Raw genomic sequence first — 24,671 nt, forward strand, 5'->3', positions numbered from 1 at the left:
GCTATAAGTAATTGCTTGTTCTCGCCTACTTCTGAAAATCCTCGCGGATTTTCAGCTTGGTGTGTACTTGCCATGTTAAGTACTAAACCACGCAACTACTCATAGCCGAGACCGTTAGGCTTCATTAAAGACAATGCAGAACACAAAATTCACATATGACGATGCTGTTGCCAAAATTGAACGGATAAAAGGAACTCCAATAGCTGTTGAAGCTCAATGGGACGGGGATACTCAAGGTTGGTTTTTAATGATGTTTGTTGTAGTTAAAATCAAGAAAAGATTTTGGGAGTCTTCAAAAGTTGAGACATATCATTTAGGGAACTTATCACTTGGTGATGATATTAGAGTTTTTAATGGAACTGTACCACCTTATCCCGAAGCAATTTTAGCTGAAGAAATTGGAAAGAAGCTATCTAAAAAATATAAATTAGAATTCTTCTTTCCTTCGCCAATTAATCCCGATGATGACTGCCCTCGGTGGATAGAGAAAGACAAAGCAATTAATTGTGCTGACTGTGATAAGTTGATTATACCAACAGATAGTCCATACTTGCCAAAAGACATTTGTTATAATTGTCATCTCACAAGGGAACAAAATGAAAGAATCAAAGAGAAAAAGCCACACTATGACGGAGTAAACTTATTTTTATCTAAGGGAATTCAATTTAAAAATTTAGGATACGCTTCAAAATTTGAGAGTTTCCCGATATCAGAATTTATTGACTATCAAACAGCGGATAATTTATCTAAAGGTGTTCAAGTTATTGTAGTTGATAATGAGAAGATGAAATCAATTTCTGACAGCTTGGAAGACTCTATTGGAAAAGAGTTATTGAACTATAAAATGCCGAAAATGGATGAAGTGAAATTGAAATTTTCGGCAATAAAAAAAGTGATTTTTAAAAATCAAGAATATGATTTAATGCAACGATTCAATTCTCATCACGAAAAACTTTTAAGATTGATTGGTTCATATAATCAAATAATTTCTGCGATTGAAGACAATTATGAATATCATATTTATTTTAAAAACGGATTCACGTATCGAGATGATTCTTTTTTGAGGTTTGTGAATTTTGTTAAAGAAGGTTCAGCTAAAACAGATGAAATTCTATCTAATTACAATGGGGTTTTAACAGAATCCGAAGTGCTTGAAACTATTGAAGAATTAAAAAGAGCAAAGTGTATAGAAATCAGTAATGATAATGTTTCGATTACTCAGCTCGGAAAAAATATTTTATAAAAAACGAAAGCCTAACAATGTATATGAAATCATAGCCACCTATCGGCAGGCTACGCTTCATATACTAACCGTTAGAGATAATTAAAAAATGAAAGAGGAACTTGACAAATACATATTAGAAAATTTTCCAAAGTTCTCAATATCCAAACCTGTATTTAGGCTAACTAATTCTATACGCTTTGAACTAGGCCCTGAAGATATCCCCACATCAAATACAAAGTATTTTGTTGAAGCTATCAGAAGAGCAACAGCGATTACTTCTTTTGCCCTCAAAAACACTGAAGATGTATACATCATCTATCAAGAATGTACAGATGGGAATGAAATAACCCCATCCCCATTACTATTAAAGACTTTCAATTCAGTTCAAGGATCTATGGCTGTTTATCCATACATCGAAGATGATGGTGAAAAACTTGAATGGAGAAGAATAATAAAAAAAGTGAAAGCAAATGACTCACTAATACTTGAACTTATTCCGGCCATAATAAATGTTGACTTCCCTAGCCAATCACCGCGAATTGAAGGAGAGTTATTTTTTATAATCAAAGGCTCAAATACAATTATTAATATCTATGATGACAGAGGAATGGATGTTGGCGCAAAAGAATTACTAAGCCTAAAGGAATTATACAAAAACTTCAATGATTGGATATTGGAATATGACAGAGAAGAAATAGATGAAAAATTTAAAAAAACTATCTCTAACACTGTATATAGCAAATAGGGCTCACGTTATTTAAGAATGTAAATTGCTAAAATAATATTCGCCAAATCGTTAATTTGGCTTTTAATAAAAGATAAAAACAAAAATAAACGTTCGGCTTGGTGCTGCTAAGAGCATTTTCTGCTCCCGTCTGCCCTACTTGCCATATACTAAACGTTACCTGCAAATTGAACACGAATACATTGGAAAACTCAAATAATTGGAAATATAAAGATTTGAACTTCAATCTTCTTGAAAACTATGAGAGTGACTCAATAATTTCTGAGGAAAAAAGTGAATTACTAAAAGTTATTGACGAATCAAAAAAAATCGAATTACGTGAAATTTTCGATAAAGGACTGAATATCAATTATGATCGTTTCAGGAAATATTTCTATGAAGTCAATTTATTTATGTTCAAAGAGTTAGAATCTAATATTTTCGAATCAATTAATTGCTTAATTATTGGAGCTAATATTGCAAGTATAACAAACACGAACCTTATCTTAGAAAGAGCTTTAAAATTGGCTCTAATTCAATATGAAGTAGGTGAACTTTGTGACTATAGTGACGAAAAAATTTTAACTAAATACATCGAAGCGGACAAACAGTATTCTGGAAAAAATATGGAGAGAAATATCCAAAGATGTAAGAAGTATAAAATTTTGAATGACCACGAAGCTAAAGAATTAAGTGATTATAAACTTAAATTTAGAGATGGGTTTTCACATTTTACACCAAAAAACATTCTAAAAGGAGAAAATAATTTGACATTTATTAGCCTCGGAGCTAAAAATCCTGAACTGGATAAAAGTTTAAAAATGCCAAATTTTCAATCCGCTGAAGTAAGACAATTTGCTATTAACAATGCAGAAAACCATTTGAAGTACGTTTTGGGAATAATAAACCATTTACAACATAAGATTTTGGAAAGATTTAGAAAATAAAATCTGCAGGTAACACGGTGTATAAAACATAGCTAATAAGTGCTAAACTTAAAGGTTTGTGTATTTTTACAAAGACCGCCAAATTTTTGATTTGGCTTTTAAAAGAAGAGAAAATTAAAAACAAAATATAAAAATTCGGCTCTGTGTTAATCCGAATAGTTAGTGTCTTTTGTGCGCTACGTTTCATACACAAACCGTTAGCAATAATTAGAAATCAAATTTGTCGATAAGGCAAAAAAGTAGATAAATAGATATAAAAAAGCTTGTGTACACAAGTTGATTTAATTTATGATGTGATTACGAGCGTAGAATTTTGGATTAGCTTCATTGTAAAGCGATTTATTAATGAAACACTAAAACTTAAAACTATGAATATATTGAAAAGCGTAATTGTCGGAGTGGGTGCTATTGTGTGGAGCCATACACAAATTCGACTTGTAGGACAGATTAAATGACATTAACTTATCAAGATAATAGTAAGGGGGTTCGAATCCCCCTCTCCACTCCCTAAAACACTTTATTTAAAATGACTGATACAATTAGCTATAAAATAAATAATGCCTATATGCTTCCATATGCAATTGCAATTGACGAAAACAAAATGGAACAGGCTGAAAAAAGCAATGAAATAATCTCTTCCTCGAGAGTTTATTTGATTTGTCGTATTCAAAAAAAAGGAATAATTTTTAAATCATTATCTAAACCCGAAGTATTATATGTGGGAGAGACTTTTAATAAGAAAAAAAGATTTAGCCCTCATAAAAAATTATTGAAAGCAACTACATTAATAAATCCAAAAGATGAATTAGTTGTATTCTTTTTACATATGCGATTTTCATTTTTCGGAATTAGTTTATTTCAAAATAATCCTGTTGACATTTTTAATGACATTAAAGATTTGTATAGTAAAACATCAGTAAAATTAGTTGAACGCTTTTTTATTAAATTATTCAGACCAATACTAAACGAAAAACATAATGATGAAAAAATATCTGACGATAAACTCATTATTAAAAAACTAATCAATAATTCAATAGAATTCGTTACACTTGATGTTGGAATGAATGACTATTTATTCAATTTCGTTGGAGGAAACAGAATAGAAAAAATTGATTGGTATACTTTCAATTTAAATACGGAAGAGATAACATATGGACATCCAGCATTGGAAAACAACTATTGCTAACAATGTATAAAAAACATAGGGTGGTTAAGGCTTAATTTAAAAGTCCGTGTTTCTTTACGAGGTCGCCAAATATAAAATTTGGCATTTTCAACAAAAAAGATAAAAGCAAAATATTATATTTGGCTTATTATCAAACCGAACCGTATCGCTTATCACCTTGCCCTACGTTTCTTATACTCACCGTTACCTTTAATTATCCCCAAAAAAACTACTGAATGTTCGACCAACTAACAATTGAAAAATTAGATTATTATGTTTATGCATTAATAAACCCGAATGACAATCGACCTTTTTATATCGGAAAAGGAATTGGAAACAGAGTGTTTAACCATCAAAATTGTGCGATTAAAGATGAGCATTCTAGTTTAAAACTAGACACAATTAGAGAAATTATTGATAATGGGAATAAAGTTGAACATATAATTATTAGACATGGACTGACTGAAAAAGAAGCATTTGAAATCGAAGCATCAATAATTGATTTTGGAATTAAATTTGGATTTGAATTCTCTAATTTAGTTTTAGGTCATCACTCTAACGGAAAAGGACTTATGACTGCTGACGAAATTGTTCGAATTCATAATGCAAAACCACTAACTGAATTAACAGACCCAGTAATTATAATAAACATCAACAAAAAATATGTGAGAGGGAATTCAAGTAATGAAATTTATGAATCAACAAAACAAGCTTGGGTGGTTGGAGAACAAAAAAGGAAAACAACTAAATATGCACTTTCTGAATATTGTGGGATAGTAATCGAAGTTTTTGAAATTCACGAATGGTACGAAATTGAAACCCCGAATAATAAAAGAAAAAATCGTTGGGGATTTAATGGAGCAATTGCGAAACCTGAAATAAGAGAAAAATATATAAATAAATCGTTGGCTCACACAAAGAAAAAAGGCGCTGCTAATCCGATAAAATATAGACTATAAACGAAAAATAACTAAAGGTAACAATGGCTATAATTCATTGCGGTTGAATTCCTTATCGGAATTCAACGCTTATTTATTATCTTTCGGTTACGGCGGAAAGAATCCTGCGGATTTTTCCGCAACGAAATCATAGCCTAGACCGTTGTATACAATTATGAAAAAAATCTTATTCTTGTTGATATTAGTCTCTATCTTCTCTTCTTGTTCAAATAAGAGACAAGAGGTTCAAGGTGATTTATACTTTAAGCTAATTGATATAGGGAGTTTCTATAAAACTGATGATGAAACATTTGCAAAATTTGAGAAATCTCTAGATAGCTTGCGATTAAGTAAAAATATATCCCCAGATGAATTAGAAGTGATTAGAATTTTCGATCTACTTAAAAAAAATGATCTATTAAAATCGCCATGGATTAATTTAAAAACAGAATCCAAAATCATTAAAATATTCTTAACACAAAAGGAATATAATAAGATTGAGAAATTTAAACGGAATCAACTTGTGAAAAACAACGAAAAGGTTGAATTAAAAATTCTAGTCGAAGAACTTGACAATGGAATTTATTATTCGAACGAAATATCGGAGTTTAAAAAAGTTGACGGAAAAACACACTGGAGAAAATAAAACTGTATACAACACTATATATGTGATCATAGCAGCAAAATGATCAATCAAATGGTTGTGGTATATTTATGATGGCGCAATGCTTGCAAAAAGTAAAAGTTAGCAACCAATGCGCAGAAAAACCAAAAAGCAAGGTAATATTTTGCCCTGCTACGACACATATATTAAACGTTAGAGATAATTAAAAAATGAAAGAGGAACTTGACAAATACATATTAGAAAATTTTCCAAAGTTCTCAATATCCAAACCTGTATTTAGGCTAACTAATTCTATACGCTTTGAACTAGGCCCTGAAGATATCCCCACATCAAATACAAAGTATTTTGTTGAAGCTATCAGAAGAGCAACAGCGATTACTTCTTTTGCCCTCAAAAACACTGAAGATGTATACATCATCTATCAAGAATGTACAGATGGGAATGAAATAACCCCATCCCCATTACTATTAAAGACTTTCAATTCAGTTCAAGGATCTATGGCTGTTTATCCATACATCGAAGATGATGGTGAAAAACTTGAATGGAGAAGAATAATAAAAAAAGTGAAAGCAAATGACTCACTAATACTTGAACTTATTCCGGCCATAATAAATGTTGACTTCCCTAGCCAATCACCGCGAATTGAAGGAGAGTTATTTTTTATAATCAAAGGCTCAAATACAATTATTAATATCTATGATGACAGAGGAATGGATGTTGGCGCAAAAGAATTACTAAGCCTAAAGGAATTATACAAAAACTTCAATGATTGGATATTGGAATATGACAGAGAAGAAATAGATGAAAAATTTAAAAAAACTATCTCTAACACTGTATATAGCAAATAGGGCTCACGTTATTTAAGAATGTAAATTGCTAAAATAATATTCGCCAAATCGTTAATTTGGCTTTTAATAAAAGATAAAAACAAAAATAAACGTTCGGCTTGGTGTTAATCCGAAAAGTTAGTGTCTTTTTACACGCTACTACTCATACACGAAACCGTTATACCACATTAGGACTGTAACAAATTAAAAAACTTGATGTCCTTATTGAAACATTAATCAATGAATATTAAAGCTCAATTAAAATCATCAATTTTTCTTATCTTAATTCTAGCTTCTTGCCAAAGACCAATGCCTAATAAAAGTATTAGTGGAGTTTGGATTCAAGAAGGTTATGGTAGAATTATAACAATCAAAGATTCCACTTACACATATTTTAATACAACTGAAAATTCTTGTTTACCATTAATTTCAAATGGTAAATTAACCGATAGATTTAGAATCGTAGATTTCAAAAATGACAAGCTTATTTTAAATCCAGGTGGTATTGTTGATTATGGTTTCACAAGGTCGGATAAACTTCCTGAATATTGTGTAAATCACAACATAAAAAAAGATCATTCCCCTGAACTAAATTTCAACATTTTATGGAATACTTTTGATAAACATTATGCGTTTTTCGAACAACGTAATATCGATTGGAATAGCGTAAAAATAGAATATCAAGAGAACTTAAAAAACATTCAGTCCGATAAGGAATTGTATAATCTTTTCGCAGATATTTTAAACAGCTTTAATGATGGACACATCAGATTAGATGTACCAGATTCATTGAGAGTAAAAAATGTCATTAGCAAAAAGAATGAAAACCGAAAAACAAAAAAGGAAGTAATAAACGATATTGTAACTACTTATTTGAACGGTTTCAAGAGTTATAATAATGACCTTATACAATGGGGAATTCTGAAAAAAGAAAATATAGGTTACATTGTGATTACGGATATGAACAATTTCTCTAATTACATTCCAAATCAAGATTTAACAGCACAAGAGTTTAAACAAGAATATGAAAAAGTTCTGGAAACTAAATCTGGCATTACTCAATTAGATGATGAGCTTAAAGGAGTTGATTTTGCTATGAACAAAATTCTGTCAGATTTGGCAGAAACTAATTCCATAATTATTGATTTACGATTTAACGGTGGTGGCTATGAAACTGTCGCATTAAAACTATTGAGTCATTTCATTAAAGAACAAAAACACATTCTATCAATTAAGGCAAAAAATGGGAATAATTACACAAATGAGCAAGAATATATTTTAAACCCAGCGAAGAACGTTTATCAAGGAAAAGTGACAGTATTAACAAGTCACAATACAGCAAGTGCTGCCGAAATTTTTGCTCTTGGTACAATGGCTTACCCTGAAATAAAACGTTTTGGTTCTTCAACAAATGGAATTTTTTCTGAAATTTTATGGAAAAACTTACCGAATGGCTGGGAGTTTAGCTTATCTAATGAAGTTTATAGCGACCCAAAAGGAAACATTTATGAAATTACAGGAGTGCCGCCCAACTATGAAACTGATTACCCAAAAGACAGAACCAGTTTTTACAACAGTTTTTATAAGGGAAACGAGTTTAAAGATATTGGAATTGACAAAATAATAACGTGGCATAACACGGTCTATAAGTAATAGCGGTTTAAGTGATAAAATGAAAGTAAGTAAATATAAAAAAGAGCAGTGCAAAACCGAAAGGTAAATGAGTAGAAATCCGCTACTTTTCATACACTAGACCGTTAGAGTACATTTTGAATAATGAATGAAATTTTTGACTTAATTTACAGACTTCTAAAATGGATTTCAGAACTTACAGGACTGACATATCGTGAAGTAAATATCATTGTCTATTTTATAGTAATTCCAACGTTTTTTGTTTTCTTGATCAGTAAAATTCTCAAGAAAAAACACCTAATTATTAGCTTTCTGGTTTTAGTTCTAATATTATTTTTAATTATACCAGATTTCGAAATTTTCTCAGATAAATTATTTGATCTATCTGTAGATTTTTTAAACTGGTTTGAACATATTGGATTGAATTATGTACAAGCATCAGTTGTGATTTGTGTGATTGTACCAGTTTTGATCATAATATTATTACTTTATTTAAACAAAAAGCAGAACGCAACTCGAAATTGATAATCAGAAAGCGGAGGAAATGTGAAAAACGGAACGCAAGAGGAATGTGAAATTGAAAAATATTTATGGAAGTTTAATCGAATCCAAACGAAAAGTGAAACGTAAAAAAACACGCACTCTAGCATCAAGTATATATCATAGCAGGTTTTTGGGTTGATTTGAAGGCTCGTGTATAGTTGCTATTGTGCAAAGATTTTATGGCAAGAAAATTATAAAATCAGCGCAGAAAATGTCAATAGCAAGGTAACATTTTACCCTACTACGCCACTTATAGTAAACGTTATGCTTAATGCTGAAAAATGAAACTATCTGAATATAACATCAAAACTTTTTTATTATCCGCTAATCAAAAAATTGAGGAAAATGCTGAATTCATTTCTGATCAGCTAAATAAAGGAAGTGATATGGATTTTGTAACATATCCGCCAAATTGTGGTTTTACCCAAGAAGAATATAACTCTTTAGAAAAATTAAAAAATGACCCGAATTTAAAAAGTGCATTAAGAAAAATTTTGGCTGACAACTCTGCTGGAGTTTTGTTCGATTTATTTAATATAATTGACGGAACTTCAGAACCTGATGAGAGTTTTGGAAAATGGACTGAAATTTGTTTTGTTGACAAAACGGATGAATTAGCAGAAAACCTAGATTTTCTTCACGATGAACTTTATGACAAATATTGGGATTGGAGAAAAATAAGACCTGAAAAAGGGTGGAAACTTGACAATTACGATGGCGTGGTAAAATAAAAACACAAAGCACAACAATGCATAAAAATAATTGCGGTTTAATCGCTAAAACGAAAATGAATTTATAGAACAAACAGCAGTAACAAACGGAAAAGCTATAGCATAAAAACCCGCTACTATTCTTATGCGTTACCGTTGTAATTCATCAATCTAAATCAATGAGATATAAGGCAATTTTTAAAGACAAATCACACTATTCACTATTTGGTGAAGAGTATTTTACTGATAAGCGGGTCTTCTGGGCTAGTCATCAATCAAACCTCATTGGGTTTAGCTCAAATGTTTGCAAGAAAGGTCGACCAATAAAAATCTTAGATTCTGTGAACCAAAACGAAATTTTATTCAGTAGTGATAAGGAATTTGATGATTGGTATACAAAAAATCAATCTCGTGATTTTGATTTTGGGTTTAGTGATTTAACTAACGAGTCTGAGATTATTAATGAGACAAAAATAAGAATGAATCAGATACTTAACTTTTTGAAAGATGAATTGTCTAAACTTGAAAAAAGCTCCCTAGACCCATGGAGAATTGATGGGGGTTATAAAGAACTGGAAAAGAAATTAATAGTAGCACAAAACTCAATCGAAGTGATTGAATCAAGAAACTCTGAATTCTCAAAATCAGATACTTTTAAACAAATTAAAAAAGGCTTCAAAATTCCACAAGACATTAAGATTGACAGTTACAACATTGTTGCATTCAGCAAGCAAGCCCATGAAAAACTTGATCAGTCAAAATTGATTGAATTATGTAAATCGAACATTAATCAGATAATTGAACAAAAAAAACAACAAAAATACAACACTATGTAAAAATGCATTTTACATTAAACGTTGGTGGCAATTGAATATAAATGAAATTAAATCTATTTAGAAAAAATAAAGTGGACTTTAATCTCCCAAGCACATATCGAACTAAAGTAATTGAAGGAGTTTCAATTCCAGGAATTATCAGAAATGGAACGCATTTTTTTGTGGACTTAGAAGTATATGAAGACGGTCGGGTTGAATGCTGGAATTTTGAAGATTTCGAGCATTTCAAAAAAGACGTCAAAAGAGGTTGGGTTGCTGTTAATATTCCTAATGGTGAAGAAATCTCAATTCATAGTCTTGGAAGTTGGACTGTAAGTGATGGTTCATGGAATTACAACAAAGATTCATTTATTGATTACGTTTGGTCAATTGTTAAACACCTAAATCCGAAACTGGACAACATTTACAGCTATTCGGAGAAAAAAGTTAATGGAGTAACAATTGGTGAAAGCGGAAAAGGAAAAATCTATAAGGAAAAGAAAAGAACCCCAAACGACCCATTTCCTGAAAAAATAAAAGGTACGGGAATTAACCTTTTCTTTAAGGACGAGAAAGGTGAATATCATTTAGTGAGATTCGATGTTTATGACCAAGAATCAATATGGGTTAATCGATTTGAGGAGCCCTTTGAGATATCATTGACTCAATTTGAACAAATGATCTTAGAAGAAAAGATACTGACAGAATTACCTATTAGCACTCAAGTAAATATCTTTGGATTAGGCTTTTTCAAAATTAAAGAAGAACGGTATTCAGCGAAAATATCAGAAAAACTACTAGAAGTAAAAGACACAATTCGGGTGTTAAATGGAGAACCTTCAACCATTGAATTATGTCGAGAGATATATCAAAAATATATGGGTAATCCCACAGTAAGATTAAAGGAAGAATTAAAAGAAGCTTATGAGAATATTCCTGAACATGAGAGAATGTATGTAGGTGATATGGACGTGAAGGATACGGCAGTAAGAATGATTATTTATGGGGAGCAGGAAATTGAGAACTGGTCCCATTACCAAGTAGCTAAAGAAATGGGGGAAGAACTTCCCTCTATTAGCATTCCTAAACCCAAAAAAGAATAAAAACTACCACCAACAAGGTGTAAAAATGCATTAAAAACGTATTTTATACTAAACGTTCCCTACAATTTGAATCAATCCTAAATAAAAGTAAGTTGAAAGATTTAATTCCTTTAAAAATCGGTAATGAATGGATTTACAAACAGACTATTTATAATAAAAAAACATTTAAAACTAAGGAACGAATAGTAACAAATAAAGTCATCGATTCATGGGAAGATGAAAATAAGATGTATATAATTAATATTTTTGATGAGGAGTATTTTGTCCGTAACACCGAGAAAGGTTTGAGGCGTTCTAATTTTGAAAAAAAAGTTTTTATAACTAGATCTTTATTTTTAAAACACCCAAATACAATTGAAAACACTCCTTTTGAATATACTGAAATTACCGAGTTCTATGACATGGGAGATAGTTTTAGTATGTCCGAGATAGCAACTAGTAAAATCACCTTATTCTCTAAGTATATAGACCTGAAAATTAATAACAAAACATATACTTGTTGTCAATATATAATAAGTCCTATTACTGAAGTTAATAATGAAATGGAAAATTATAAAACAACAATATACATTGCGTTAGGTGTCGGGATAGTAAAACACATTAAGGAAAATGAAAACGAAATAATTTCGAGTGAATTAACAAGTAAAAAACTGTAGACAACAAGGTACATAAAACCGTTAACTATTATAGAAAACAATGAATTATACCTCCAGATACGTAAGATTGTTTCCAGTTAATTTTCAGAATGATGAACATGAATTAACCTCTATATTAGAGCAGATTAATGAAATTTCTTTGTGCTACTATTATTGGAATTCGGATCATTCATATTTAGACATATTATATACCTCAAAACATTTAATAGATTATTTTTTGAATGACTCTGTCCTAGAGAAATTCCACTACTGGGAAATAGGTGCAGATGAAGGGTATGATCATGATACAAATACTGTTGCCATTCATATTAAAGCCCAAATATTAAAAACAAATCAAAACAATACCACCAGTTTTAATTCTTGGATAGGGATAAAATAATAGTCACTTATTAGGTATATCCTAAATTAAAAATCAACTTTCATAAAAAATACAATGTTACCAGGGGTTATGATTTCTTCAATTCGAATATATTTCTGATTTGGCCATTGTACGAGATCTTTTGCCATATCTTGAAGGTTATCACCTAAATCCGGATTATTATTAGAGGCGAATGCATTCATTATACCAACAGCTATCAGCAAAATCATACCGAATATGCTACCGATAAATGCAGTAATCAACGCAACAAGACTAACAATCGTCCACTTCCACCATTCCATCTGAGTTTTATGTCCTGAATCAGTATTTATTTCTTTAATATCAATCATCTGATTTTCGTCGACTGTAAGCTTCGACCAACTCTTTACCCAAGTATCAATATGGATATCCATAAATGTAACATCTGCCTTCACATCTATATAAGTGTATAAACTTTCTTTTTCTGAATTAACATCCAATTCAAACGTATTAATCCAAGGATTATGGTCTTTTTCCAATTTAATTTTACCATCATTATAAACCTGATACATTTCGTTACCAATACGATCATCTATACATCTGGTTTTAATCTGATCATTTACCTTGTCCTTGTCCTTCGCTTCTCCTTTAATTCCCTCCACTACTCCTGGGCGAACGATATCATTTATAAATATATTATTGGATAGCATGGTCATACTATCTTGATCATCTGGTAGAATTAGCTCATTAAAATAGATATTCCCTTTCTTCGTAGAAGTTGTTAACATGAGGATCAGGAAATTACTTTCCTCTATGTTGTCGTCATTTCGGATAAAAGTAAAATCAGCCAGATGCGGAATCAAAGGAGCTAATATTTTCACTTTATCATTTGCTAAGTAAAATGATGCAATTTCAAACTCCTTACCATCGTCACCGATCTTTTCCTTAATAATCTTAGCTAAAAGCTCTGTTAAGCTAACTAGTTCTGCAGCATTTAATCCTTCAACTTTAATATCTACGAGAAAGCCTTTTGTCATATTTAATATAAGATCAAACTTAGTCATGTCTTCTTCCTTTTTATCCTGGAGCATTGCCTCGATTTCTGTTAAATCGGTAGTTACAATAAATATTTGATTATCAGGTAATTCAATTTCAGTATCGCCCATAACTATTTCTCCTCTTATAGGAAAAGTAACATCAACTTTGGAACCCGATCTCTCAGCAGGAGCAATTTGGGGTGCACCAAGTTCTACATCAACCTTACAATTTATAGACGTCCCAAAAACTTTTATTTCAAATGGTGAATTAACAGTAATCTCTGGAAGCTTTAATAACTGTTTATTGATTACCTTTTGTTTGGTGGCTGCAATTAAATCCCAGCCATTCATTACATAACTACTTTCATTAGCATTCATTTTTTCAGACGAGAAATTAGTCATCTCTGCAATTTCAGGATTAGTGATTAGTACAGACATAATATTTACTTTAAATTTATAACGATACAATAGGCTTTTCGGATTCCGCCTATATAATCAAAAGATGATAGTAGTTACTCTATCGAATATTGCTTTTGACTACATTTCAAATGTCTATAATATTTTTTGAAAAAATATATCATCATATATCACTAAGAGAAAAAGAACATAACAAAACATAATAGCTATTTAGTGCTTCAACTCAAATCCTGTATTTTTATCAAAGTTTAGTAGTTGCTAGAAATAGTAAGTGTTTTAATTCTGCTATTACACTTATATAAAACAATGTAGAATATCAAATCATAAGATAAAATGAAAGCGTTAGGAGTTACAATTAATGTATTTTCAACAATTGTTTTGGGTATTCTATTCTTACTTCATAGTAGTTGTAAAAAGACGTCAATACCATTTAAAAAATTAGTTTTTGAAGAAAATAATATATCTACTGAAGCAATAGAATATGCTTCAAGTTTTTCGTCCTCAGGTACAGAAATTTATTTTTCAAAAAGTAATGACAAAGGTAACATTTTACCCTGCTTCTACACAGACTTATAACGTTAGGCTCAATTAAAATGAAACAATGTCAACTAATAACAGTAAGTACTTTTTTTTCTCAAGAACCGTTTGAAAACATCTTGACCAAGATATTTGATTTGACAAAAGTTTCCATAAAAGACTTATTTAGAAATAAATTGAGGAATGAAGCGGAATCTGAATTAGCTATTAAGATTCATAAATGTCTACAAGGCGGAAAATTAGTTTCAACCGACTTGATTACCGAATTAATTAGAGAAAATATTGAGGGAATTACAAATGGAATTTTAATTACGGGGTACCCCAGAACAAAAGAACAATTAGACTCTTTAAGAAAAATACTATGCGAATATGATTTCAAAATTAATAGATTATGGGTTTTGGAGTTAAAAAATAAAGAAGAACTTATTTCAGAACGGAATTATAAAAATGTTGAGAAAAAAATGAAAACTAAATTCCAGGAAGCTCTTAAATGGAATATAGAAATCGCAGAACTACTTAAAAACTCGAAGATTATTTCAAAAATTCATCTTGATTATCCAATAAACTGGGATTCGGACGAAATCAAAACTAAAATAAAATCAGTACATAACACTATTAAGTGACCAATCGAATAGCTATTGTATTTTTGGCAAGGTGCAATGCTTGTAGAAAGTGAAAGTTAGCAATCAATGCGCAGAAAAACTCAACACAGAGGTAACATTTTACCCTACTACGCCACTTATAGTAAACGTTATAACCAATTAAAAATAACTTCAAAAATATTATGAAAAAGATACTATTAGGATTATTGATTGTATGCATTCCTTTTTTATGTTCTTCTCAAACTGAATTTGTCCTTTTAGGTGGAACTCAAGTAGATCTTCAAAATGCTATAAACAACCTAAATAATTCAAATAATGGATTTGGGACAATAACCATAAAAGGAAATATATTAATTCAACAAAATACGAATATTCCTCCTGGAATTACACTTAACTTTTATACAGGAAATAAGTTAATAGTAAGCAATGGAGTTTCGTTAGATATTAAAGGAAGTATCAAAGCATTACTTACCCAAATTATTGAGACAAACGAATTAAATCATAAAATAAAAATATTTAATCAAGTGGTTTATCCTGAATGGTTTGGTGAATGCTCTTATCAAAATTCGTTAGGGAATAATCAACAAGATAACATTCCAATTCAAAAAGCCTTTAATTCATTAATTGGAGGAGGAGAAATAATATTCAATGGAAATGAATATTTAATCAATACTGAAATTAATATTGATACTCCATCAATAAAAATAAAAGGAAAAGGGACATATTCTGCCGGTAATGTTATTGCTAATGATTTAGTCGTTATCGACGATAATATTTCAAGTGTTTTTAATATAACTACATATGGAATTGTGTTTTCAGATTTAAATTTTACAAAAAAAAACAAAACTGTAAAAGGAATTAATGCCACAGGAAAGGCTCTCAATTTTATTAGGTCTAATAACACAAAGGACATAGATGCTTCAGTTACAAACTGCAGATTTACTCATTTTAAATATTGTATTTACGGAGAAGGCGCTAATCTAAAAATTACTGATAGTTTTTTTGGAGCTAGTTATATTGGAATTTATATTAAAGAAGCTCAATTTGATCACAATGATCATAAACCACAAACAAGAGGACATATAATAGATAGAAACAGATTTCATTCAATGGGTAGTGAGTCTAATGATAGTTCTCTAATTGGTTCTACTTGTATAAAAATAAGACCCAAAGGTTATGCTTTCCAAACATCATATACCCCTGAATCATATACTGTTATCGGTTATTATAATCATATTACCAATAATTATGTAGATGATTGTAAAACTTTTTTTGAAGGAAGTATCGATAGAACAAAAATAGAAGGAAATTCTATTCTAAAATCGACGGATACTGCTATCAAAGCTTTTGGTGGTCTTTTTGGAGCAATTAATGATAATTTAATTGATGGAGCATTTACTTGGAACCCAAACAAACTATATCCCTCAAAAGCTTCTGACAGTACTGGTCAAGTTGCATTTCCAAGTGGTCACGGAATACACATTAGTTACGCCCATTTTGCAACAATAAATAACAACCAAATTATGAATAAACGTTATCACGGAATTTTTGTAGAAAGGTCTAAAAACTCCTCAATTCAATCAAACACTATAATGAACTTTAATCGCCATAGATTTATAAAACGTTCGGGGGAAAATCCGGAAATTAACGACGATAGAAACTATTGTGGGATATATATAGCTAAAGTTCAGGACGACAACCCTTTAACTAATGACAAATACAACATTCAAAATGTAATATCAAATAATACAATATCAATCACTCATAATAAAGTCGAAGGAAATTATGGTATATATGTCGGCGATGGTGACGATTGGAACTTTGTTAAAAATAATTTTATAGTATCTACAAGATTAATTCAATCTATAAAAATAGAGTAATAGATTGTAAAAAAACGGTTATAACACAGATGAATGAAGTTATAATCTCCCAACAGGACATTATACCTCATACATCAAACATTACCTACAATATGAACAAACTAATTCCAATAGACAAAAGAGAATCTAAACTATTAGAGTTTGGCGCCCCAAAATCGTTTATTGAAAACATTGGAAAAATTTCTGAATTAAAATTTCGTGTTGAAAAAGTCGATGGTGCATATTTTTATTTTCCAACAATTACAAATTACAAAATATTGAGTGGGTTAAATATAATTCCAATATATGATGAAGGAGAATCTTTTCGAGTATTTGGATACAATGAAACTATTCAAAAAATCTTTCATTTCGAACTAGAGAATGACGAAATATATACCGATTACGGAACTAACTGGAATTTACTTCTTTTAGATATTATGTTTCAATATTTTAATGACGATATTGAAAATGGACTGGATATAGTGAAATTTAAAACTGTAGGAGAAAAATTAGGATTTGACAAATCAGAGGCTTTGTACAAACTATTGGATATTCCAGTGGAGGAATACAATGAGAAATATAATGAGATTGACAGTTGGAGAAATGAATTAGCGAAAAAATTAAAAATACTATAGGTAACAAAGTGTATATTGCAAATTTGCTACCTTAGTGACTCATAGGAATGTTTCCTTCGGAAAATTCCGCAACACGCCATACACAGAACGTTAGCTTTCATTAAAATGAAGTGGATAAATAAAATAAAGATGAGGAAGATTATTCACAAAAAGGAGACTTATCTTTGGAAAAGAGCTCATTACCATCTTGATGAATATAAATTATCAAAATGTGCCGAACTGATTGTTATTTATCTAGAGAAATTTAAAAACTCACCTATTAAATTACATTTTCGAGAGGAAGATAATGTATTGATAAATCATAATAATGAAAAAGATAAATGGATCGTTGGTTATCCTGATTCGGGAGTTATTTGGTTCTCAAATACAGGAAAAACGACAATTCAAGGAGAGAATTTTGATTGTAGGACGATAAATCTAAATAGACCAATGGTCATTATAAAATTGATTGACTATTATTTAGCTAATGGTTGGAATCCTAAATCCGCTAAACAAAGTTTTGTGATAAATAATGCTCTTGAAATACTTGAATTTATTGATTTGACAGAAAAAAAATGAAAACGAAAAGCTAAATGTATATAGCAAATAGGGCATTCGGTGGTTTACGAAATTTCAATGCTATTTACCAACAACGCCAAATCGTTGATTTGGCTTTTAAGAATAGATAAATTAAAAACAAAATACAAAAATTCGGCTCTGTGCAAACTTGAAAGGTCATCGCTTTCTACTGCCTTACTTGCCATATACTAACCGTTGTACAGAATCAAAAAAATGAAAATCGGAACTAAAATATTAATCCTTTTTCTGGCTTTAAATTTGCTCTCTTGCAAAGGTTCAGCGCAAGAAACTAAAACAAAAAAACCTATTCCCGAATTCGATTTCTCGACAATTGAAAAGTTCAGAGAAACTAAACTTAAAGGTCAAATAGTAAACGATTATAATAGTATTTTCAGTCCTTCTGAAAGGAAAGAACTATCGGATTTGATTTATGACTATAACATTGAAACAACTCGATAAATAGTAGTTGTGACAATTGATAGTATTTCACCTTATTCGGATATACAAAAATTTGCTATTGATTTAAGTAATTATTGGGGAGTTGGTGAAGCAGAAAAAAATAATGGAATGACAATTGTCGTGTGCAATCCGTGTAGAAAAATCGGAATTGCAACTGGAACTGGAACCAAACAGATTTTGACAGACAAAATCTGTAAAAACGTAATAAACCAAACCATAGTACCCGAATTTAAAAATGGAAAATTCTATGCAGGTATTAAAAATGGAGTAGTTGAATTAATAGAAAAATGGAAATAAAAATACAGTGTACAACAAGGTGTAAAAATACATTTTACACTAAACATTAATTTTAAAAAGCCAAAAGGATATTTAACTCAAAGAAAAAGGCTTTTAAGTCACCTTGCAAACGAAAGATATAATCGTAAACAAAAAAAGAAGAAACCCAATTACAAAGTTCGCTTAAAAATTGAAATTGGATAGTTATCGTTTATAAAATAAAAGGCAGTTCAAAATTAATTAGAGAACAAGCTGAAAAAGCATCTGATAAAGTTTATAATAAACCTTGTAAATCGATAAAAAGTTAATGAAAACAGAAAAGATATTTAAAACGAAAACTGGATTTTGTCATATCTTATCTGACAAAATTATTCTAACGAGAGATGGAATAATTGGTAATGTAGCTAAAGTTACTGTTGGAAATACTATTAATAGAGTATTATTAATTTATGGTAGCCTTTCTTTACTTCTTTTATATTCAGCATTTAAAAGTTATCAAGATGATCAAATTGTGACACCAATATTTTTCGGCTTTATCGGACTATATCTGATCTATGGAATAATTACAAGCTTGAATAATTCTACAACTCCAATAATAGAAAGAAATAAAATAAAAGAAGTTAAATTAAAAAAAGCAATATTTGGATTAACCCGTTCTCGATTTGAAGTGCTATTTGAAGATGATAACTCTAAATTAAAGAAAAGACTAATAATGCTACCTGGTTCAATGAATGACGGGCAAAATGAAACTGAAAAAGCAATAAGAATAATGGTAGAAGAAAAATTACTGAATGCATAACATAACGAAATGCCAACAGAATTTTGAAGTTAAATATTGGTTTCCTTGTTATATTGTTTGTTATTATTATATCCTGGATATTGGAACCCTTGAAGTTATGAGCTTTTTTATAAACACTTTTTAATTAGCAGCAAAATTGCAAGAACTACCAAAGGATATTGTTAAAGAAATGAAAGTTCGATTTAATTCGGATTTTGATTCTGCTAAAAAAATATTGAACGAATATTTGACTAATTATGAGTATTTGAATTCTGATAGAATTATTCGCTGTGTTATTTTTTTAGCTGATAATGGAATTGAAAGTTTTAAATCATTTTTGGAATCTGCAAAAGGCGACCCGAGAGATGTGATGTGGTGGGCAGAATACGAAAATCGAAAAGCTTCAGATAACAATAAAAGAGTTCGAGATTTCAATAAAACTTTTCAAGAAAATGGTATTTAAAGAAAAGACTGTTGATAATGAACTTTATGTTTATCTGAATGGAAAACTGATTTACAAAAAATGGTTACATACTGGTCAATCAAAAGTATTTGACTTAATGGCTTACGACAAATACACTTTGAAATCCATTAAAGAAATTGAAAAATAACTGCGTGTAATACGGTAACCGCTCCCCTACTGTAATTTGTCAAAACCCAACTAATTTTAAGCTCTTTTTAAGAAGGTTTTTTTAGTTTTATGATATAGATATTAAAATTACCAGGTAGTCCAATACCTCGAACATTTCTAACCTTCCTCTATCAAAAACAACGTTTCGTTCTCTATCTTTTTTGTAGCTTAGTCGCTCTCGAAACAATTACTTTATGACATTCGAAGTACTACCTGTTCTATCTGCAATGGAAGCTCTATATCAAAAACCGATTACTATAGAACGATTTAAAACGTACCTTAGGATGCTTCAAGGAGGAGTCAAAGGGGGGCTCAAATTTCCTATTGGAGGTTTTAACCCAATGGCAAAACCTCATCTATTACAAAAAATAAAAGAGCTGCAACTATTAGGAGCAGAAGACGTAATCGCCACCACCCTTAGCAATCTCACTCCTATAAACACCTCATCAAAACACCCTATACAAGTAGCACTTAATATAGCAGATGATGAAAAGGGAGGATGGACAAACAGATACACAACCGACTTTGACAGTAAATTCAACATAAACGCCCTGGTTACGCGTAATTTCTGCACGCCTTATTTCTGGTCCAGCGAAATATACACAAAGCGTTTAATCGAAGAAAGAACCCTCGAATACGTATATCGAACTTTATATTGGCGCTTGAACGGAAAACCTCGCTCTCTAGAAGAACATGTACAGCAAGAGCGATATGTCTACAAACACACTAACAGTATCAGATCTCTCAAAGAAAAAAACGACGATACCTTTATCAAACATTTCTACCATACTCATAAAAAGGAAGAAAGCTATCACCTCCTTTTTAATTTCTTTTATGGGGATGATATCAGTTCTTCCTTAGGCTATCCAACCCACGGAATAAAGAACACCAATGGTTTCGAATATATCAAAACACTTGTTTGACAATTCATCGGTTTTGTTATTTTTTATCCTTATCTTAATCGTATCATTGACACATTCTTTTAGTCTTTGATAAAACTCACATATTGTTTTCCAGCAACAGCATTTACCCCTCGCACATGAACCATGAAAAAGCTGCCATAAAAACTACATATTTTAGTATTATAAGTAACTCCTGTCTTGCTATCATCAAAGGGATAGCCGGGATTTATGGAAATTCTTATGCACTAATTGCTGATGCTATTGAATCTACAACAGATATTTTTGCTTCTTTTTTAGTATTATTAGGTTTTTCTTATGCAAAACGACCTGCTGATAAAAATCATCCATATGGCCATGGAAGAATCGAGCCCTTAATCACCTTTATCATTGTGGCATTTTTGGTCACCTCTGCTACGATCATTGCTTATAAAAGCATTCAGAACATACAGACTCCACATCAGGCTCCTGCCCCCTGGACTTTATTTGTATTAAGTGCTATCATTCTATGGAAAGAGCTATCTTATCGAATCGTACTCAAAAAAGGAAAAGAAATAAACAGTACTTCTCTGATTGCAGAAGCCTGGCATCATAGAAGTGATGCCATCACTTCTATAATGGCTTTTATCGGGATTTCTATTTCGCTGATTTTTGGCAAAGGATTCGAAACTGCTGATGATTGGGCAGCACTGGCTGCTGCTGGTTTTATCATATACAACAGCTATCTTATTTTCAGACCTGCGCTGGGAGAAATCATGGACGAACATCTCTATGATGATTTAGTAGAAGAAATCAGAAATGCTTCTCTTGAGGTGCCTGGAATTCTAGGAACAGAAAAGTGTTTTATACGTAAAACAGGCATGAAGTACCATGCTGATCTTCACGCGATAGTAGAAGGAACACTTACTGTTGTTGAAGGGCACGATTTAGCGCACAAACTAAAAGATCATTTACTCGATAAAATCCCACATCTGACAGAAGTATTTATTCATATCGAACCAAATTGAAGTTTCCTTTTTTCAGCTCCTGAATCATCAAGAAAAAACACTGGCCTCCCAGACTAAAAAAGCTTACTCCGATATAGAGTAAGCTCTTATGTATCAATAGGATTAAAAAACCGTATTTCTTATTCTGAATCTATAAATTTCTCCATCACGTGCTGGCTTACTCCTACATTAGAGAACCCTCCATCGTGATATAAATTCTGTAATGTTACTTTTTTAGTAAAGTCAGAAAACATTGTAACTGTATAGTCAGCACATTCATCTGCTGTGGCATTTCCTAGAGGAGACATTTTATCAGCATAATCGATAAATCCATCAAACCCTTTTACTCCTTTCCCTGCTGTGGTAGGTGTTGGAGATTGTGATATGGTGTTTACACGAACTTTTTTATCTTTTCCGAAGAAATATCCAAAACTACGTGCTATAGATTCCAAATATGCTTTATTGTCTGCCATATCATTATAATCAGGGAATACGCGTTGTGCAGCCATATAGGTCAATGCTACAATACTCCCCCATTCATTCATTGCATCTTTTTTATACAATGTCTGCATTGTTTTGTGAAAAGATAATGCCGAAACATCCCATCCTTTTCCACTCCAGTCATAATTAAGATCTGTATAATGACGTCCTTTTCGAACATTGACAGACATTCCGATAGAGTGTAATACAAAATCGAGTTTTCCTCCCAGGATTTCCATAGACTGTTCCACTAAATTCTGTAAATCTTCTAATGAAGTAGCATCTGCCGGTATGATCTTGGAGTTTGTTTTTTCTGCCAGCTCATTGATTGCCCCCATTCGCATTGCTACAGGAGCATTGGTCAATACAAAAGTTCCACCTTCTTCAAAAACTCGTTCTGCTGTTTTCCAAGCGATTGAGTTTTCATCTAATGCTCCAAAAATGATCCCTCTTTTTCCTTTTAATAAATTATGTGACATTTAGTAATAACTTAAAGTAAATGATATGATCGGTAAAGATAGTAAAACAACCTAAATGTCCTAGTATTCTGTTTTTATTTTAATGATCCAATAATGAAGCTGCATGGCTTAATGCGGCTTCTGAAATATCTTTTCCTCCGATCATCTCCGCTATTTCTTTTACTCGCTCTTCTTTGCTTAAAAGCTTTAACTGGGTAACGGTCGTATTCTTACTATCTTCTTTGAATACTTTATAATGATGGGCTCCTTTTGCTGCTATCTGCGGTAAATGTGTAATGCTAAAAACTTGCAGATTTTCACTCATGGCTTTCATTAGATCTGCCATTTTATGAGCGACTTCTCCTGATACTCCTGTATCAATTTCATCAAAAATAATGGTAGGTAATTGTGTATATCTGGATAAAATAGCTTTAATCGCTATCATGATTCTGGATAATTCTCCTCCGGAAGCTACCTTTTTTAGCAAACCGTAGTTTCCTCCTTTATTCGCAGAAAACAAAAACTCCAGTACTTCTTTCCCATTTGCCAGATAGGCTTCCTCCATGGTTACAGCTGCCTTAAAAGTAGCATTTGCCATTCCCAGATCACTGAGGATCGTTTCTAATTCTTTAACCAGTTTAGGGAGTGCTTTTTTCCTCTTACCATGAATCAGTAACGCTACTTTATCTAACTTCGTTTTAATTTTTTCAATTTCCTGATCCAGAGATTCAATGTCCGTTGTTAACGAAGCTGTTTTTTGTACTTTTTCTTCCAGCTCATCTCGAATTGCAATCAACGCTGCTATTGAACTTACCCCATGCTTAGCCTGAAGCGTATTTAGCAATTCTAATCGCTGACTAACCTCCTGTAATTTTCCCGGGTCTGCCTCTAAACTCTCGAGCTCTGTATGCAGCGTTCCTCCAATATCATCTAATTCTATATATACACTTTCAATTCTCGCTTCTAACTCTTTTAAGGCTTTAGAAAACGATGCTATTCGTGACACATTAGATTTTACCGTATGCAACTGATCCGATATCCCTACTTCTTCTGTATTAAGTAAAGAGACTGCTCCGGACAATCGCTCCTGTATTTCTTCTATATTATTTAGGGTTTCATATAATTCTTCCAGCTCCTGAAGTTCTTCTGTTTTCAGCTTCGCTTCTTCCAGTTCTTTATATAAAAATGAATTATACTCAAACTCCTTTGTAAATTCTTCTTGATTTTGCCTAAGTGTAGCAACTTCTTTTTCTTTTTGTTTCAAAAGAACCAATCCTCGTTTATAGGACTCTATTTCTCTTTCTGCTCCTGATAGCGCATCTAATACCTGAAATTGAAATTCATTGGTTGTTACGTCCAGCGTTTGATGTTGACTATGAATATCAATAAGCCTCCCTCCTAAAGCTGCCAGAGATTGTAATGTTACGGGGGTATCATTGATAAAAGCTCTGGACTTACCTGAAGGCAAAATCTCTCTACGAATAATTGTTTCTTCTTCATAATCCAGTTCCTGTTCTTCAAAAAAAGTAACTAAGTTGTATTTTCCCAGGGAAAACACCCCCTCTATAATACACTTAGTAGTGCTATCTTTACTACTGGACAGATCTGCTCTTTTTCCCAACAAAAGCCCTAGCGCTCCCAATAACAATGATTTACCGGCACCAGTTTCTCCTGTAATATTAGTCAATCCAGAATCAAACGATACCTGTAATTGTTCTATTAATGCGAAGTTATTTATTGAAAGACCTTTTAACAAAGGATAGAATATTAAATGGGTTTACAAGAATCCAAAGATACCATTGTTTTAAAAAA

The 24,671-nt window shown here is 31.4% G+C and carries 26 protein-coding genes; 23 read left to right on the plus strand and 3 right to left on the minus strand.

From position 1 onward, the window contains the following. Positions 1–133: 133 nt before the first annotated feature. From HN014_RS21885 to HN014_RS21945, 13 genes are all read left to right on the plus strand, one after another. Positions 134–1,243, plus strand: coding sequence for a hypothetical protein (locus HN014_RS21885; protein WP_176030960.1), 1,110 nt, complete (start codon positions 134–136; stop codon positions 1,241–1,243). An 88-nt stretch (positions 1,244–1,331) separates the two neighbouring features. Next, positions 1,332–1,970: a DUF3885 domain-containing protein gene (locus HN014_RS21890; protein ID WP_176030961.1), complete on the plus strand. Its 639-nt coding sequence runs from the start codon at positions 1,332–1,334 to the stop codon at positions 1,968–1,970. 182 nt (positions 1,971–2,152) lie between these two features. Beyond that, positions 2,153–2,896 carry a hypothetical protein gene (locus HN014_RS21895; protein WP_176030962.1) on the plus strand — a complete coding sequence of 248 codons (744 nt, stop codon included), beginning with the start codon at positions 2,153–2,155 and terminating at the stop codon, positions 2,894–2,896. 526 nt (positions 2,897–3,422) lie between these two features. Beyond that, complete coding sequence (locus tag HN014_RS21900; protein ID WP_176030963.1) at positions 3,423–4,082, plus strand: hypothetical protein; 660 nt, start codon at positions 3,423–3,425, stop codon at positions 4,080–4,082. Positions 4,083–4,297: 215 nt separating this feature from the next. Continuing rightward, the gene (locus HN014_RS21905) at positions 4,298–5,020 is read left to right on the plus strand and encodes a hypothetical protein (protein WP_176030964.1); all 723 of its coding nucleotides are present in this window, start codon (positions 4,298–4,300) and stop codon (positions 5,018–5,020) included. 154 nt (positions 5,021–5,174) lie between these two features. Further along, positions 5,175–5,645, plus strand: a complete 471-nt coding sequence (locus tag HN014_RS21910; RefSeq protein WP_176030965.1) for a hypothetical protein — start codon at positions 5,175–5,177, stop codon at positions 5,643–5,645. A gap of 188 nt (positions 5,646–5,833) precedes the next feature. Continuing rightward, complete coding sequence (locus HN014_RS21915) at positions 5,834–6,472, plus strand: DUF3885 domain-containing protein (protein WP_176030961.1); 639 nt, start codon at positions 5,834–5,836, stop codon at positions 6,470–6,472. Positions 6,473–6,691: 219 nt separating this feature from the next. Next, positions 6,692–8,104: a S41 family peptidase gene (locus tag HN014_RS21920; RefSeq protein WP_176030966.1), complete on the plus strand. Its 1,413-nt coding sequence runs from the start codon at positions 6,692–6,694 to the stop codon at positions 8,102–8,104. Between the two features lie 803 nt (positions 8,105–8,907). Continuing rightward, a complete protein-coding gene (locus tag HN014_RS21925; protein ID WP_176030967.1) occupies positions 8,908–9,357 on the plus strand; it encodes a hypothetical protein in 450 nt (149 codons plus the stop codon). A 158-nt stretch (positions 9,358–9,515) separates the two neighbouring features. Further along, entirely contained in the window at positions 9,516–10,172 is a 657-nt protein-coding gene (locus HN014_RS21930) for a hypothetical protein (protein ID WP_176030968.1), read from the plus strand. Between the two features lie 41 nt (positions 10,173–10,213). Next, positions 10,214–11,254, plus strand: a complete 1,041-nt coding sequence (locus tag HN014_RS21935) for a hypothetical protein (RefSeq protein ID WP_176030969.1) — start codon at positions 10,214–10,216, stop codon at positions 11,252–11,254. 92 nt (positions 11,255–11,346) lie between these two features. Continuing rightward, positions 11,347–11,910, plus strand: a complete 564-nt coding sequence (locus HN014_RS21940) for a hypothetical protein (protein WP_176030970.1) — start codon at positions 11,347–11,349, stop codon at positions 11,908–11,910. Positions 11,911–11,950: 40 nt separating this feature from the next. Beyond that, entirely contained in the window at positions 11,951–12,289 is a 339-nt protein-coding gene (locus HN014_RS21945) for a hypothetical protein (RefSeq protein WP_176030971.1), read from the plus strand. A gap of 26 nt (positions 12,290–12,315) precedes the next feature. On the opposite strand, the gene HN014_RS21950 is transcribed toward HN014_RS21945, so the two are convergent. Continuing rightward, a complete protein-coding gene (locus HN014_RS21950; RefSeq protein WP_176030972.1) occupies positions 12,316–13,722 on the minus strand; it encodes a hypothetical protein in 1,407 nt (468 codons plus the stop codon). 572 nt (positions 13,723–14,294) lie between these two features. On the opposite strand from HN014_RS21950, the gene HN014_RS21955 reads away from it, so the two are divergent. The 10 genes from HN014_RS21955 (at position 14,295) to HN014_RS21995 (ending at position 21,942) form a co-directional block, all read left to right on the plus strand. After that, positions 14,295–14,861: a nucleoside monophosphate kinase gene (locus tag HN014_RS21955; protein ID WP_176030973.1), complete on the plus strand. Its 567-nt coding sequence runs from the start codon at positions 14,295–14,297 to the stop codon at positions 14,859–14,861. A 161-nt stretch (positions 14,862–15,022) separates the two neighbouring features. After that, entirely contained in the window at positions 15,023–16,720 is a 1,698-nt protein-coding gene (locus HN014_RS21960) for a right-handed parallel beta-helix repeat-containing protein (protein WP_176030974.1), read from the plus strand. Between the two features lie 29 nt (positions 16,721–16,749). After that, complete coding sequence (locus HN014_RS21965; RefSeq protein WP_176030975.1) at positions 16,750–17,334, plus strand: hypothetical protein; 585 nt, start codon at positions 16,750–16,752, stop codon at positions 17,332–17,334. A 129-nt stretch (positions 17,335–17,463) separates the two neighbouring features. Continuing rightward, positions 17,464–17,892 (plus strand): hypothetical protein, encoded by a 429-nt coding sequence (locus tag HN014_RS21970; RefSeq protein ID WP_176030976.1) that lies wholly within the window; start codon positions 17,464–17,466, stop codon positions 17,890–17,892. 213 nt (positions 17,893–18,105) lie between these two features. Continuing rightward, the gene (locus HN014_RS22690; protein WP_254884060.1) at positions 18,106–18,351 is read left to right on the plus strand and encodes a hypothetical protein; all 246 of its coding nucleotides are present in this window, start codon (positions 18,106–18,108) and stop codon (positions 18,349–18,351) included. A 9-nt stretch (positions 18,352–18,360) separates the two neighbouring features. Then, positions 18,361–18,648: a YgcG family protein gene (locus HN014_RS22695; RefSeq protein ID WP_254884061.1), complete on the plus strand. Its 288-nt coding sequence runs from the start codon at positions 18,361–18,363 to the stop codon at positions 18,646–18,648. Positions 18,649–18,934: 286 nt separating this feature from the next. Then, complete coding sequence (locus tag HN014_RS21980; protein WP_176030977.1) at positions 18,935–19,426, plus strand: phosphoribosylaminoimidazolesuccinocarboxamide synthase; 492 nt, start codon at positions 18,935–18,937, stop codon at positions 19,424–19,426. Between the two features lie 136 nt (positions 19,427–19,562). Then, the gene (locus HN014_RS21985; protein ID WP_176030978.1) at positions 19,563–19,868 is read left to right on the plus strand and encodes a hypothetical protein; all 306 of its coding nucleotides are present in this window, start codon (positions 19,563–19,565) and stop codon (positions 19,866–19,868) included. A 362-nt stretch (positions 19,869–20,230) separates the two neighbouring features. Then, the gene (locus HN014_RS21990) at positions 20,231–20,959 is read left to right on the plus strand and encodes a hypothetical protein (RefSeq protein WP_176030979.1); all 729 of its coding nucleotides are present in this window, start codon (positions 20,231–20,233) and stop codon (positions 20,957–20,959) included. Positions 20,960–21,075: 116 nt separating this feature from the next. Continuing rightward, the gene (locus HN014_RS21995; RefSeq protein WP_176030980.1) at positions 21,076–21,942 is read left to right on the plus strand and encodes a cation diffusion facilitator family transporter; all 867 of its coding nucleotides are present in this window, start codon (positions 21,076–21,078) and stop codon (positions 21,940–21,942) included. Between the two features lie 119 nt (positions 21,943–22,061). Here HN014_RS21995 and HN014_RS22000 read toward each other — a convergent pair whose 3' ends face one another. Both HN014_RS22000 and recN read right to left on the minus strand, forming a co-directional pair. Further along, entirely contained in the window at positions 22,062–22,880 is an 819-nt protein-coding gene (locus HN014_RS22000; protein WP_176030981.1) for an enoyl-ACP reductase, read from the minus strand. A 79-nt stretch (positions 22,881–22,959) separates the two neighbouring features. Continuing rightward, positions 22,960–24,615, minus strand: coding sequence for a DNA repair protein RecN (gene recN / locus HN014_RS22005; RefSeq protein WP_176030982.1), 1,656 nt, complete (start codon positions 24,613–24,615; stop codon positions 22,960–22,962). Positions 24,616–24,671 lie beyond the last annotated feature (56 nt).

The sequence above is a fragment of the Aquimarina sp. TRL1 genome (assembly GCF_013365535.1).
GTDB classification, from domain to species: Bacteria; Bacteroidota; Bacteroidia; order Flavobacteriales; family Flavobacteriaceae; genus Aquimarina; species Aquimarina hainanensis.

What these genes read in the sequence shown, in the direction of transcription:
- HN014_RS21955 (WP_176030973.1), top strand. Translation starts at nt 14,295, where the DNA reads ATGAAACAATGTCAACTAATAACAGTAAGTACTTTTTTTTCTCAAGAA.
- HN014_RS21905 (WP_176030964.1), top strand. Translation starts at nt 4,298, where the DNA reads ATGTTCGACCAACTAACAATTGAAAAATTAGATTATTATGTTTATGCA.
- HN014_RS21930 (WP_176030968.1), top strand. Translation starts at nt 9,516, where the DNA reads ATGAGATATAAGGCAATTTTTAAAGACAAATCACACTATTCACTATTT.
- HN014_RS22000 (WP_176030981.1), bottom strand. Translation starts at nt 22,880, where the DNA reads ATGTCACATAATTTATTAAAAGGAAAAAGAGGGATCATTTTTGGAGCA.
- HN014_RS21960 (WP_176030974.1), top strand. Translation starts at nt 15,023, where the DNA reads ATGAAAAAGATACTATTAGGATTATTGATTGTATGCATTCCTTTTTTA.
- HN014_RS21885 (WP_176030960.1), top strand. Translation starts at nt 134, where the DNA reads ATGCAGAACACAAAATTCACATATGACGATGCTGTTGCCAAAATTGAA.
- HN014_RS21990 (WP_176030979.1), top strand. Translation starts at nt 20,231, where the DNA reads ATGACATTCGAAGTACTACCTGTTCTATCTGCAATGGAAGCTCTATAT.
- HN014_RS21910 (WP_176030965.1), top strand. Translation starts at nt 5,175, where the DNA reads ATGAAAAAAATCTTATTCTTGTTGATATTAGTCTCTATCTTCTCTTCT.
- HN014_RS22690 (WP_254884060.1), top strand. Translation starts at nt 18,106, where the DNA reads ATGAAAATCGGAACTAAAATATTAATCCTTTTTCTGGCTTTAAATTTG.
- HN014_RS21915 (WP_176030961.1), top strand. Translation starts at nt 5,834, where the DNA reads ATGAAAGAGGAACTTGACAAATACATATTAGAAAATTTTCCAAAGTTC.
- HN014_RS21935 (WP_176030969.1), top strand. Translation starts at nt 10,214, where the DNA reads ATGAAATTAAATCTATTTAGAAAAAATAAAGTGGACTTTAATCTCCCA.
- HN014_RS21980 (WP_176030977.1), top strand. Translation starts at nt 18,935, where the DNA reads ATGAAAACAGAAAAGATATTTAAAACGAAAACTGGATTTTGTCATATC.
- HN014_RS21900 (WP_176030963.1), top strand. Translation starts at nt 3,423, where the DNA reads ATGACTGATACAATTAGCTATAAAATAAATAATGCCTATATGCTTCCA.
- HN014_RS21920 (WP_176030966.1), top strand. Translation starts at nt 6,692, where the DNA reads ATGAATATTAAAGCTCAATTAAAATCATCAATTTTTCTTATCTTAATT.
- HN014_RS21965 (WP_176030975.1), top strand. Translation starts at nt 16,750, where the DNA reads ATGAATGAAGTTATAATCTCCCAACAGGACATTATACCTCATACATCA.
- HN014_RS21995 (WP_176030980.1), top strand. Translation starts at nt 21,076, where the DNA reads ATGAACCATGAAAAAGCTGCCATAAAAACTACATATTTTAGTATTATA.
- HN014_RS21950 (WP_176030972.1), bottom strand. Translation starts at nt 13,722, where the DNA reads ATGTCTGTACTAATCACTAATCCTGAAATTGCAGAGATGACTAATTTC.
- HN014_RS21925 (WP_176030967.1), top strand. Translation starts at nt 8,908, where the DNA reads ATGAAACTATCTGAATATAACATCAAAACTTTTTTATTATCCGCTAAT.
- HN014_RS21970 (WP_176030976.1), top strand. Translation starts at nt 17,464, where the DNA reads ATGAGGAAGATTATTCACAAAAAGGAGACTTATCTTTGGAAAAGAGCT.
- HN014_RS21890 (WP_176030961.1), top strand. Translation starts at nt 1,332, where the DNA reads ATGAAAGAGGAACTTGACAAATACATATTAGAAAATTTTCCAAAGTTC.
- HN014_RS21945 (WP_176030971.1), top strand. Translation starts at nt 11,951, where the DNA reads ATGAATTATACCTCCAGATACGTAAGATTGTTTCCAGTTAATTTTCAG.